Annotated in this window: 10 protein-coding genes; 8 read left to right on the top strand and 2 right to left on the bottom strand. The window is 72.2% G+C overall.

The genetic code is table 11. The features are described 5' to 3' along the window. Positions 1-59: 59 nt before the first annotated feature. The 6 genes from ACGFML_RS02710 to ACGFML_RS02685 all read left to right on the top strand — a co-directional run bounded on the left by ACGFML_RS02710 (position 60) and on the right by ACGFML_RS02685 (position 7578). The gene (locus ACGFML_RS02710; protein ID WP_393539206.1) at positions 60-584 is read left to right on the top strand and encodes a PadR family transcriptional regulator; all 525 of its coding nucleotides are present in this window, start codon (positions 60-62) and stop codon (positions 582-584) included. Further along, complete coding sequence (locus ACGFML_RS02705) at positions 581-1270, top strand: ABC transporter ATP-binding protein (protein ID WP_393539204.1); 690 nt, start codon at positions 581-583, stop codon at positions 1268-1270. Before ACGFML_RS02710 ends, ACGFML_RS02705 begins: the two co-directional genes overlap by 4 nt. Positions 1271-1317: 47 nt before the next feature. After that, positions 1318-3684: an FtsX-like permease family protein gene (locus ACGFML_RS02700; RefSeq protein ID WP_393539202.1), complete on the top strand. Its 2367-nt coding sequence runs from the start codon at positions 1318-1320 to the stop codon at positions 3682-3684. Between the two features lie 8 nt (positions 3685-3692). Next, positions 3693-6071 carry an FtsX-like permease family protein gene (locus ACGFML_RS02695; RefSeq protein ID WP_393540374.1) on the top strand — a complete coding sequence of 793 codons (2379 nt, stop codon included), beginning with the start codon at positions 3693-3695 and terminating at the stop codon, positions 6069-6071. Positions 6072-6219: 148 nt separating this feature from the next. Next, on the top strand, positions 6220-6819 hold the full coding sequence (locus ACGFML_RS02690) for a dihydrofolate reductase family protein (RefSeq protein ID WP_393539200.1): 600 nt from the start codon (positions 6220-6222) through the stop codon (positions 6817-6819). A gap of 162 nt (positions 6820-6981) precedes the next feature. Next, a complete protein-coding gene (locus ACGFML_RS02685) occupies positions 6982-7578 on the top strand; it encodes a Uma2 family endonuclease (protein ID WP_393539198.1) in 597 nt (198 codons plus the stop codon). 8 nt (positions 7579-7586) lie between these two features. Here the strand turns inward: ACGFML_RS02685 and ACGFML_RS02680 are convergent, their stop codons facing one another. Further along, positions 7587-8534 (bottom strand): hydrogen peroxide-inducible genes activator, encoded by a 948-nt coding sequence (locus ACGFML_RS02680; RefSeq protein ID WP_393539196.1) that lies wholly within the window; start codon positions 8532-8534, stop codon positions 7587-7589. Positions 8535-8698: 164 nt separating this feature from the next. Here ACGFML_RS02680 and ACGFML_RS02675 point away from each other — a divergent pair, with 164 nt between their 5' ends. Continuing rightward, positions 8699-9253: a peroxiredoxin gene (locus ACGFML_RS02675; RefSeq protein ID WP_326699570.1), complete on the top strand. Its 555-nt coding sequence runs from the start codon at positions 8699-8701 to the stop codon at positions 9251-9253. 30 nt (positions 9254-9283) lie between these two features. Further along, entirely contained in the window at positions 9284-9817 is a 534-nt protein-coding gene (locus ACGFML_RS02670) for an alkyl hydroperoxide reductase (protein WP_393539194.1), read from the top strand. 147 nt (positions 9818-9964) lie between these two features. Here the strand turns inward: ACGFML_RS02670 and ACGFML_RS02665 are convergent, their stop codons facing one another. Then, positions 9965-11476: an AI-2E family transporter gene (locus ACGFML_RS02665; RefSeq protein ID WP_393539192.1), complete on the bottom strand. Its 1512-nt coding sequence runs from the start codon at positions 11474-11476 to the stop codon at positions 9965-9967. Between the last annotated feature and the right edge of the window lie 53 nt (positions 11477-11529).

Raw genomic sequence — 11529 nt, 5'->3', positions numbered from 1 at the left:
GAGCCGCTATACCCGCCGCGTATACACGAGCGATACACCCACGACGTAAGGTGGTCGGCATGTCAATCGGTCATACGCTGCTGGGCCTTTTGGAGTCCGGCCCCCGCCATGGCTACGACCTCAAGCGGGCCTTCGACGAACACTTCGGGCAGGACCGGCCGCTGCACTACGGCCAGGTCTACTCCACGATGTCCCGGCTGCTGAAGAACGGCCTGGTCGAGGTGGACGCCGTGGAGGCCGGCGCGGGACCGGAGCGCAAGCGGTACGCCATCACCGACGCCGGTGTCACCGATGTCGCCCAGTGGCTGGCCCGCCCCGAGAAGCCCGAGCCCTACCTCCAGTCGACGCTCTACACCAAGGTCGTCCTCGCGCTGCTGACCGACCGGGACGCCGCCGAGCTGCTGGACAGCCAGCGCGCCGAGCATCTGCGGCTGATGCGCGGACTGACCGAGCGCAAGCGCGGCGGCGACCTCGCCGACCAGCTGATCTGCGATCACGCACTGTTCCACCTGGAGGCCGATCTGCGCTGGCTGGAGCTGACCGCGGCCCGGCTGGACCGGTTGGCGGAGAGGGTCCGGGCATGACGCCGGAGGGATCTCTGCTGTCCGCCGAGGCTCTGCACAAGTCCTACGGGTCGACGCCCGCGCTGGACGGCGTGGAGTTCTCCGTCCACCCGGGCGAGGTGGTGGCCGTGATGGGGCCCTCCGGCTCCGGCAAGTCGACGCTGCTGCACTGCCTCGCCGGGATCGTCGCCCCGGACTCCGGCACAGTGCGCTACGGCCCGCACGACCTGACCCGGCTCAACGACACCCGACGCAGCGCCCTGCGCCGCTCCGACTTCGGTTTCGTCTTCCAGTTCGGCCAACTCGTCCCCGAGCTGACAGCACTGGAGAACGTCGCACTGCCACTGCGCCTGAACGGCACCAGACGCAAGGACGCCGAAAAACAGGCACGGGAATGGCTGGAGCGACTGGAAGTGACCGAAGTGGCCGACAAACGACCCGGTGAGATCTCCGGCGGACAAGGCCAACGCACCGCCGTCGCCCGCGCCCTCGTCACCCGCCCCCGGGTCGTCTTCGCCGACGAACCCACCGGCGCCCTCGACTCCCTCAACGGCGAACGCGTCATGGCCCTACTGACCGACGCCGCCCGCGACACCAACGCCGCCGTCGTCCTGGTCACCCACGAAGTACGCGTCGCCGCCTACTCCGACCGCGAGATCGTCGTCCGCGACGGCAAGGTGAAGGACATGCTGGCGGGCCTGATATGAACCGGGCCGGTATGTGATGCGGACGTGCGGATGAGGCGGGCCCGGACATGAGCCAGGTCCGCACCGGCCCGTCGGTCTGGGCCGGCGACCTGGCGATGGGCATACGGTTCGCGGCCGGCGGCGGGCGCGAGGGCTGGATCCGTACGGCCCTGACGACACTCGGCGTCGCCCTGGGCGTGGCCGTACTGCTGCTCGGCGCGTCCGTACCGTCGCTGACCAGTTCCTGGCACGGCCGGGAGAAGGCGCGCGAGAACCTCGGCCAGGCGCAGGAGCCGAAGGCCGCCGACCACACCCTGCTCTACGCGTCGGCGGACACCACCTTCCACGGCGCGCAGATCCGCGGCCGGCTGGTGCAGCCCGACGGCGCGCATCCGCCCGTGCCGCCGGGTGTCCACGGGCTCCCCGGCCCCGGCCGGATGGTGGTCTCGCCCGCCCTCAAGGAGCTGCTGGACTCCCCCGAGGGGGCGCTGCTGCACGACCGGCTGTCCTACGAGGTGGCCGGCGTCATCGGCGACGAGGGGCTCCTCGGTCCGAAGGAACTGACCTACGTGGCCCGGCCCGCCGCCCTGAATGCGGCCGACGGCTACCGCATCGACCATTTCGGCAAGCACTGGGACTCGCCGCCGATGCGGGCCCCCGTCGTCCTGCTCGTGATCATGACGTGCGTGGCGCTGATGATGCCGGTGATGGTGTTCATCGGCACCGCCGTACGGTTCGGCAACGAACGCCGTGAGCAGCGGCTGGCCGCGCTCCGCCTCGTCGGCGCCGATGTCCGCACCACCCGCCGGATCGCCGCCGGCGAGGCGTTGTTCGGCTCGCTGCTGGGGTTGGCCGGGGGTGCGGTGCTGTTCCTGTGCGGCCGGCAGTTCGCGTCGCCGATCACGCTGTGGGACGTCAACGTCTTCCCCTCGGACGTGGCGCCCGGACCACTCGCGGCCGCGCTGATCGGGGTCCTGGTCCCGACGGCCTCGGTGGTGGTGTCGCTGATCGCCCAGCGCGGCGTCACCGTCGAACCGCTCGGCGTCGTCCGCAACCGCCCCCCGCAGCGCCGCCGGCTGCTGTGGCGGCTGGCGCTCCCCGCGGCCGGGACCGTGCTGCTGCTCCCGCTCGCCTGGGCGCGTCCGTGGGCGGACACCGGGTTCGACACCGTGCGGCTCGCCACCGGTTCGATCCTGCTGCTGTTCGGGGTCACGGCGCTGCTGCCGTGGCTGGTCGACGCCGTCGTGAGCCGGCTGCGCGGCGGCCCGGTCCCCTGGCAACTGGCCTTCCGGCGGCTCCAGTTGAACAGCGGATCGGCGACCCGCGCGGTCGGCGGGATCGTGGTGGCGGTGGCCGGGGCCATCGCGGTGCACATGCTGATGACGGGGATGCAGGCCGGCTACGCGCAGGCGTACGCGGTGTCCGGCAAGCTGCCGCGGGTCGGCCTGTGGGTCGGCTCCGACGACTGGCCGAAGACGCGACAGGCGCTCGGCGCGCTGCGGGCCACGTCCGGGGTGACCGCGGTGCGCGGCACCCTCGACGCGTCCGTCGGCCCGCTGCCCCGCCGCTCCGCGAACGACGGCGCCGGGGGTGCCGCCCTGAGCGTCGGCGACTGCGCCGAACTGCGCCGCCTGGCGCACCTGCCCTCCTGCCGCGACGGCGACGTCTTCCGCACCGACGACCACGAACGGGCCGGTGGCCTCCGCCGGCCCACCCTGAACCCCGGGACGAGCGTCGACCTCGACCCGCCGGACGGCTACCACGCCCCGGCGAAGCCCCGCCCCTGGAAGATCCCCGGGACGGCCCGGACCGTCCGCCTCCTCGCCCCCGTGAGCACCCCCGGCGCGTTCTCGTCCTCGTACGACCTCCTGGTCACGCCGGGCGCGCTCGACGGTGCCCGACTGTCGTCCCCGACGATGGAGATCACGGTCGACTTCGACCGCGGCACCCCGGACGCCCTCGAACACATCCGCAACACCGCGGCGCGCATCGACCCGACCCTGCACGAGCACTCCTACCTGGACAACCCTCATGACCAGCAGCTCTCCAGCGTCCGTGCCGGTGTGTTCGGCGGCTCCGTCATCACCCTGCTGCTGATCGGGACGGGCCTGATCATCTCCACCGTCGAGCAGCTCCACGAACGCCGCCGGCTGCTGTCCACGCTCGACGCCCACGGCACCCGCCGCGCCACCCTGGGCTGGTCGGTCCTCTGGCAGACCGCCATCCCGGTCGTCCTCGGGCTGGGCCTCGCGCTGGGCTGCGGGCTCGCGCTGGGATCGCTGCTGCTCACCATGATCGACAGCGCGGTGACGGTGGACTGGCAGGCGATCGCCGGGATGACCGGCATCGGCGCCGGAGTGATCCTCTTCGTCACGGCGCTCAGCCTGCCGCCCCTGTGGCGCATGATGCGGCCCGACGGACTGCGGACGGAGTGAACGTGCCGATGCCGACCGCCCCCGGACCCTTCGGGGCCGCGCGCTGGTGCCGCGACCTGGCCATGGGCGCCCGGTTCGCCGTCACCGGCGGGCGCCCGGGCTGGATCCGGACGACCCTGACGGCGCTCGGCGTCGGACTGGGAGTGGCCGTGCTGCTGTTCGCCGCCGCCGTCCCGAACGTCATGAACGCCTCGCTGGGCCGCGACCGGGCCCGCGGCACGGTCCCCGCCGCCGTGGGCACCGGCCCCGGTGACCACACGCTGCTGATCACCTCGGTGAGCACCACGTACCACGGCGCGGACGTCGGCGGCCGGGCGCTGCAGGCGGAGGGCCCGCACGCCCCCGTCCCGCCCGGCCTCCGGCGCCTGCCCCGCCCCGGTGAGATGGCCGTCTCCCCCGCCCTGGCCGAGCTGCTGTCGTCCCCCGACGGCGCCCTGCTCAAGGACCGCTTCCCGCACCGCCGGATCACCGCCCGGATCGGCGCCACGGGCCTGGCCCACCCCGGCGAACTCCGCTTCTACGAGGGCACCGACGCGCTGCGCGGCCCCAGTGAGAACGTCGAGCGGATCACAGGCTTCGGCGAGTGGGGCACACCCTTCGAGTCCGGCCCGCTGGTGGTCCTGGCGATCGTCGTGGGCTGTGTGGCGCTGCTGGCCCCGGTCGCCGTCTTCGTCGCCACCGCAGTGCGCTTCGGCGGCGACCGCCGCGATCGGCGGTTGGCCGCGCTCCGCCTGGTGGGCGCCGACCGGGCCACCACCCGCCGCGTCGCCGCGGGCGAGGCGCTCGCCGGTGCGCTGCTGGGGCTGCTCACCGGTACGGTCCTCTTCCTCGCGGTCCGCGTTCCGCTCTCCGACGTCACGGTCGCCGGCATCGGCGTCTTTCCCACCGATGTCGTGCCGGGCGCCCCGCTCGCTGCCTTCATCGCCGTGGCCGTTCCGCTCTGCGCGGTGGCCGTCACCCTCGCCACCATGCGGCGGGTCACCGTCGAACCGCTGGGCGTGACCCGTACGGCGCCGCCGCCGCGCCGCCGCCTGTGGTGGCGGCTGCTGCTGCCGTGCGCCGGGGTGGCCCTGCTGCTGCCGCAGGCGATCGGCGGGCTGCGGCCCGGTGACGCCGCCATGACTCAGCTCATCCTCGGCACCTCCTTCCTCCTCCTGGGCGTCGCGGCGCTGCTGCCGTGGGCGCTGGACGCCGCGGTGGCGCGGCTGGGCCGCTCCGGGCGCGGCGGGCAGTCCTGGCAACTGGCTGTCCGGCGGCTGCAGTTGACCGGGGCCGCGGCCGTCCGTTCGGTCAGCGGGATCACCGTGGCGGTGGCCGGCGCCATCGCCGTACAGCTGCTGCTGACCGGCGCCGGCGGCGTCGAACCGCCTGCGGAGACCGACCCCTACACCCGGTGGACCGAGGTCGATGCCAGGGACGGCGCGCTGCCCGCCGCCCGCACCCACGAGTTCCACGATCGACTGGCCGCCGCGGACGGCGTCCGCCCCGGCCCCGTCCTCACCGTCGCGTACGCGGGCCCCGCCGGGCTCCCCCACGGCGCAGGGGCGGAGGCCGCGGACGACCCCGAGCCCTACCCTCTGACCCTCGCCGACTGCGCGGCGCTGCGCCGGCTGGCCCGGATCGGCTCCTGCGCCGACGGGGACGTCTTCCGCACCGAGGACCCCGACGCCGAGGCCCCGCGCCCGGGGCAGCGGCTGGCGCTCGAACCGGCCACCGCGCGCGCCGACCACCGCCGCCCCGCCACCTGGACCGTGCCGTCCGGCGCCCGCCGGGTCGAGGCGCGCGACGCCCTGCCGCCCTGGCTGCCGTTCCCCCGCCTCCTGGTCACTCCCGGGGCCCTGGACGGCGACCTGCTGCGCCACCACAGCGTCATGGTGCTGGTCCGCCTCGATCCGCACCGCCCCGACGCCATCGAGCACCTGCGGAACGCGGCCGCGCACGTCGACCCCCGGATCGCCGTGCTGTCGTACGGCACGAGCGGCGACGACGGGGTCCTGGACATCACCCGCCGCGCCCTGACCGCCGGTGCCGTCGCCGTGCTGCTGCTGATCGGCTGCGGTCTGCTGATCACGACCCTGGAACAACTCCACGAACGGTCCCGCCTGTTGTCCGCCCTGCACGCCCTCGGCACGCCCCGCGCCGTCCTGGGCCGCTCGATCCTGTGGCAGACGGCGCTGCCGGTGGCGGTCGGCCTGGGGCTGGCCGTCGCCTGCGGGCTGCCGCTCGGCCTCCTCTTCCTCCACATGGTCGGCCGCCCGCCGGAGCCGGAGTGGTGGGACATCCTCACCCTCACCGGCACGGCCGGCACTGTCATCCTCGGCGTCACGGCGCTTTCCCTGCCGCTGCTCTGGCGGCTGATGCGGCCGGCGGGCCTGCGGACGGAGTGAGGGGCTGCGGTGCCGTGGGTGCCGGGTGCCCGGAATTCACGCCATGCCCGTCGTGGCGCGCAGGTTCGAGCGATCATGAACCGACATCGCACCCCGGCCACCGGCCGCCCATCACTCCGTGCTCGTCACCACCCAGGAGCCACCTGCCATGCGCAAGCTCGTCTACTGCATCGCCTCCAGCATCGACGGATTCATCGCCGGCCCTGACGGCGGGGATCCCACCGGCCCGGACGGCTTCTGGCCCATACCCGACGGCTACCTCGACCACCTCATCACCGAACTCCCGGAGATCCTCCCCGCCCCGGCGCGCTCGGCCCTGGGCGTCACCGCCGCCGGCACCCGTTTCGACACCGTCCTCGAAGGCCGCAAGTCGTACGAACTCGGCCTCGACGCCGGATTCACCGACTGCTATCCGCACCTGCGCCACCTGGTCTTCTCCCGGACGCTGCGGGAGAGCCCGGACCCGGCCGTGGAGCTGGTCGCCACCGATCCCGTGGTCACCGCGCGGGAGCTGAAGCAGCAGGACGGCAAGGACATCTGGCTGCTGGGCGGCAGCACCCTGGCCGGTGCGCTCTACTCCGAGATCGACCAACTGATCATCAAGCTGGGCCCGCTGACCCTGGGTTCCGGCACCCCGCTCTTCGCCCCGGCAACCGCCTTCGACCCGCGCAGCTGGGAACTGAGCGCGCACACGGTCCTCGAGAGCGGCGCGGCGTTCCTGACGTACGACCGGTCACCCGTCGCGTGAGCGGTCCGGCGCCCGACGGTTCGGGCGCGGGGCCCCTCCCGCGCCCGGGCCGTAGGGGGCCGGCTGCCCTCGCTCCGCGGAGGGGTGAATGCGGTCGTACGAGACGTTTGCGGACACCCGGGCTTACGATAATGGTCTCGACACCAGCCACTAGGAGGCGCGATGTCTGCCGCTGCGGTCGAGCACCCCTGTGAGAGCGGGTCCACGTTGCTGCACGAAGCGGACATGCTCGCCGAGAAGCTTCCCGGCTACCGCATCGAGATCATCGGGGAAGAACTCACCGTGCCGCCACGGCCGGACGGCCCCCACGGGGATGTGCTGTCCGATCTCTTCGTTTCCTTCTTGCCCCTGCACGGCGCGGAGTCGAGAGTGATCCAGGCGATGGGCCTGTGGCTCCCCGACGGGCCCGAGGACTTCGTCGTCCCGGACATGGCCGTCGTGGACGCCGACTACGGCGACCACCTCATCGAGTTCAACTGCTACGACCCGGCCGTCTTCCGCCTGGTCCTGGAGGTCACCTCCGCCAACCACTCCACCGACCTCAAGCGCAAGGTCGCCGCGTACGCCATCGCCAGGATCCCGGTCTACGTCATCATCGACCGCAAGAAGAACCGCATCCACGTCCTGACCGACCCGTTCGCCAACGAGTACCGCACGCACCAGGTGCACGCCCCCGGACAGCACGTCACGCTGCCCCCTTCACTCGGCGCGGAGATCACTCTGGACGTCGGGGCGATCCTCGCGGTGGCCCGCCCCTGAGGGGCCTCTCAGCTCTCCACGATCCGCACCGGCAACAGCCGCATCGACTCCCGCAGCGCCCCCGCGAACTCCTCGAACTCCGCCTGGCGTGCGGTGCCCGTACGCATCGCGAGGGCGATTCTGCGCGAGGGCTGCGGATCGGCGAAATAGCCGGTCGTCAGCTGGTCGTTGCGGGCCGTCTCGACGCGTAGCGCCGTACGCGGCAGCAGTGTCACCCCGAGCCCGCCGGCCACCAGCTGGACCAGTGTCGACAGTCCGGCCGCGCTCGTCGTCACCGGGGTGCCCTCCTCCCGGCCCGCCTCGCGGCAGATGTCCAGGGCCTGGTCGCGCAGACAGTGCCCCTCGTCCAGCAACAGCAGATCGAGCTCCCGCAGTGCCTGACGGGGGATGTCGGCCCGGCCGCCGAGCCAGTGCTCCTTGGGCGCGACCAGCACGAAGTCCTCGTCGAAGAGCGGGAGTTCGGTGACCTGGGGGACACCGAGGGGCACCGCGAGGAGCAGCAGATCGAGCCGGCCGTGCGCGAGGCCGTCCAGCAGTGAGGCGGTCTGCTCCTCGTGGACCTGGAGGTCGAGGGCCGGGTAGGCGCTGTGGACCAGGCGCAGGACGGCGGGCAGGAGGTAGGGCGCGACGGTGGGGATGACCCCGAGGCGCAGCACGCCGGTGAACGGGGCGCGCGCCGCCTCCGCCTCCTCCATCAGATCGCCGACGGCCTCCAGGACCGTACGGGCGCGCGCCGCCACCCGCTCGCCCGCGGGCGAGAGCAGCACCTTGCGCGTCGTACGCTCCAACAGCTGGACGCCGAGCGACTCCTCCAGCGCGGAGACCGCGCCGGAGAGTGCGGGCTGGCTCATGCCGATCTCGGCTGCCGCCTCGCGGAAATGCAGATGCTCGGCCACCGCGGCGAACGCCCTGAGCTGGGCGAGGCTGGGCTGGCGGGGCCGGCTGCCGGAACTCACCGGGGACACCACTGATAACCACCTCCGATCAACATCAACCAGTCTAGCTATTTCCCTGATCAATGGCTCCTGTGGCACTGTGTGATCCGTCCAAGCCCCTAGGAAAGCGGCCGAACCCCCAAAAAGGGAACGCGCCGACGTTTCCTCCGCAGCAAGGAGAGCGCGTGCTCACTGTTGGTGACAAGTTCCCCGAGTTCGATCTGACCGCCTGCGTCTCGCTCGAGTCCGGCCAGGAGTTCGAGCAGATCAACCACAAGACCTACGAAGGCAAGTGGAAGATCGTCTTCGCGTGGCCCAAGGACTTCACCTTCGTGTGCCCGACGGAGATCGCCGCCTTCGGCAAGCTGAACGACGAGTTCGCCGACCGCGACGCGCAGGTCCTCGGCTTCTCCGGTGACTCCGAGTTCGTGCACCACGCCTGGCGCAAGGACCACCCGGACCTGACCGACCTGCCCTTCCCGATGCTCGCCGACTCCAAGCACGAGCTCATGCGCGACCTGGGCATCGAGGGCGAGGACGGCTTCGCGCAGCGCGCCGTCTTCATCGTCGACCAGAACAACGAGATCCAGTTCACCATGGTGACCGCCGGTTCCGTCGGCCGTAACCCCAAGGAGGTCCTGCGGGTCCTGGACGCCCTGCAGACCGACGAGCTGTGCCCCTGCAACTGGACCAAGGGCGAGAACACCCTCGACCCGGTCGCGCTGCTCTCCGGCGAGTGAACTGACCACTGAACGGAAGGCCGATCTGACATGGCTCTCGACGAACTGAAGTCCGCCGTACCGGACTACGCCAAGGACCTGAAGCTGAACCTCGGCTCCGTCATCGGCAACAGCGATCTGCCCCAGCAGCAGCTGTGGGGCACCGTGCTGGCCTGCGCGATCGCCTCGCGCTCGCCGAAGGTGCTGCGCGAGCTGGAGCCGGAGGCCAAGGCCAACCTCTCCGCCGAGGCGTACCAGGCCGCCAAGTCGGCCGCCGCCGTCATGGCGATGAACAACGTCTTCTACCGCACCCGGCACCTGCTGTCGGACCCCGAGTACGGCAACCTCCGTGCCGGTCTGCGGATGAACGTCATCGGCAACCCCGGTGTGGAGAAGGTCGACTTCGAGCTGTGGTCGCTGGCCGTCTCGGCCATCAACGGCTGCGGCATGTGCCTGGACTCGCACGAGCAGGTGCTCCGCAAGGCGGGCGTGGACCGCGAGACGATCCTCGAGGCCATCAAGATCGCCTCGGTCCTGCAGGCCGTGGGCGCCACGCTCGACGCCGAGGACACGCTGGGCGCGTAAGCCCTGCCGCGGACGCGCGCCGAGTGCGTCCGCAGCACTCGCGCGGCCACCCGCCGCGCACCCGCAGCACACGCAGAACCCCGCAGATTTCTCTCTGCGGGGTTCTGTGCGTTGCGGGGTTCTGCGCGATGCGGGGTGTCGCGCCGCCTACTCGCCGGGTCCCTGTCCGGCCGGCCGGGCGGGCGCGGCCGCCGCCCCGACCGCCGTGGCGCCGTGCGGCGCCGCCGACATCCGCAGCGCCTCGCTCCTGGAGTACGAACGGAGGTAGCCGACGACCGTGTTGGTGACGGCCACCAGCGGGACGGCGACGACCGCACCGCCGACGCCCGCGATCAGGCCGCCCGCGGCGACGGAGAGGATCACGGCCAGCGGGTGGACCCGCACCGCCCGGCCCAGGATGAAGGGCTGGAGGACGTGGCCCTCGATCTGCTGGACGGCCAGGACGATCGCCAGCACCATCAGCGCCGTGAAGACGCCCTGGGTGACCAGCGAGACGACACAGGCGAGAGCGCCGGAGACCACCGCGCCGACCAGCGGGATGAAGGCGAACAGGAAGATGAAGACGGCGAGCGGAACGGCCAGCGGGACGTCGAGGAACCACAGGCCGATGCCGATGAATATCGCGTCGATCAGAGCGACTATCACCGTGCCGCGGACATAGGCGGTCAGGGTGCGCCAGGCCCGCGGCCCGGCGCCCGCCACGCCCTCGCGGGCCGCGCCGGGAACGAGCTTGAGCAGCCAGGTCCAGATGCGCTTGCCGTCATAGAGCAGGAAGAGGGTGGTGAACATCGCCAGCAGGATGCCGGTGAGCACCTCGATGACGACGGTGACGCCCTCCAGACCGGCCGAGGTGATCGCCTCGGTGTTGGCGCCGACCGCGTCCTGAAGGTTCTTGGCGATGTGGTTGATCTGACCCTCGGTCACATGGAACGGACTCTTCAGCAGCCAGCCCTTGAGCTCGGTGATGCCCTCCTGGATGCGGCTGGACACCGAGTCGATGTTGTCCTGGACCTGCCACACCACGAACCAGCCGACCAGGCCCATGATGACGAACCCGCCGATGAAGGTCAGCGCGGTGGCCAGCCCGCGCGCCAACCCGCGATGGCGCAGCCACGCCACGGTGGGCTGCAGCATCGCGGTGATCAGCAGCGCCGCCACGAAGGAGAGGACGACCAGTTCGATGGTGGTGATGACGCGCGCCAGCACCCACAGCGTCCCGGCGAGGACGAGCAGCCGCCAACCGACCTCGGCGGCGACCCGCACGCCCCACGGCACCGCCGCGACGGGATCAGGACGGGCCGCGACGGCCGGTGCGTAGGACGGCGGGGCGGGGACGGAGTCGGGCGGCAGGGCGGAGCCGGACGCCGACGTGTCCTCCACGGCGTCGCGCGGCACGCCGTCCACCGTCTCCGGTACGGCCGTACGGGTGGCGGCGAGCAGCCCGCCCGAACCCTCGTCCGCCGATGCGGCGGCCGGTGCAGCGGCCGGTGCGTAGGACGGCGGGGCGGGGACGGAGCCGGGCGGGAACCCGGCCGGCCTCAGCTCTTCCGAGTCGCCGGCCGCCGCGGCCTCCGCCCGGCGGCGCTGATCCTCCAGCCGCTGCGAGAGCCGTGTCAGGCCGGCGCCGAGGCCACCGACCCACTGAGGCAATCTGGACATGTCGCTTCCTCTTCCCCTCCCCTGTGCCACACCTGACGGCACGACGTTACCTG

The organism is Streptomyces sp. NPDC048650, from assembly GCF_043199095.1.
In the GTDB taxonomy this organism is placed as follows: Bacteria; Actinomycetota; Actinomycetes; order Streptomycetales; family Streptomycetaceae; genus Streptomyces.
Note: the sequence above shows the minus strand (reverse complement) of the source record. Positions and strands in the feature narration are given on the sequence as shown.

Coding starts and splice junctions, on each gene's coding strand:
- ACGFML_RS02690 (WP_393539200.1), top strand. CDS start 6,220: ATGCGCAAGCTCGTCTACTGCATCGCCTCCAGCATCGACGGATTCATC.
- ACGFML_RS02695 (WP_393540374.1), top strand. CDS start 3,693: ATGCCGACCGCCCCCGGACCCTTCGGGGCCGCGCGCTGGTGCCGCGAC.
- ACGFML_RS02685 (WP_393539198.1), top strand. CDS start 6,982: ATGTCTGCCGCTGCGGTCGAGCACCCCTGTGAGAGCGGGTCCACGTTG.
- ACGFML_RS02670 (WP_393539194.1), top strand. CDS start 9,284: ATGGCTCTCGACGAACTGAAGTCCGCCGTACCGGACTACGCCAAGGAC.
- ACGFML_RS02665 (WP_393539192.1), bottom strand. CDS start 11,476: ATGTCCAGATTGCCTCAGTGGGTCGGTGGCCTCGGCGCCGGCCTGACA.
- ACGFML_RS02705 (WP_393539204.1), top strand. CDS start 581: ATGACGCCGGAGGGATCTCTGCTGTCCGCCGAGGCTCTGCACAAGTCC.
- ACGFML_RS02710 (WP_393539206.1), top strand. CDS start 60: ATGTCAATCGGTCATACGCTGCTGGGCCTTTTGGAGTCCGGCCCCCGC.
- ACGFML_RS02700 (WP_393539202.1), top strand. CDS start 1,318: ATGAGCCAGGTCCGCACCGGCCCGTCGGTCTGGGCCGGCGACCTGGCG.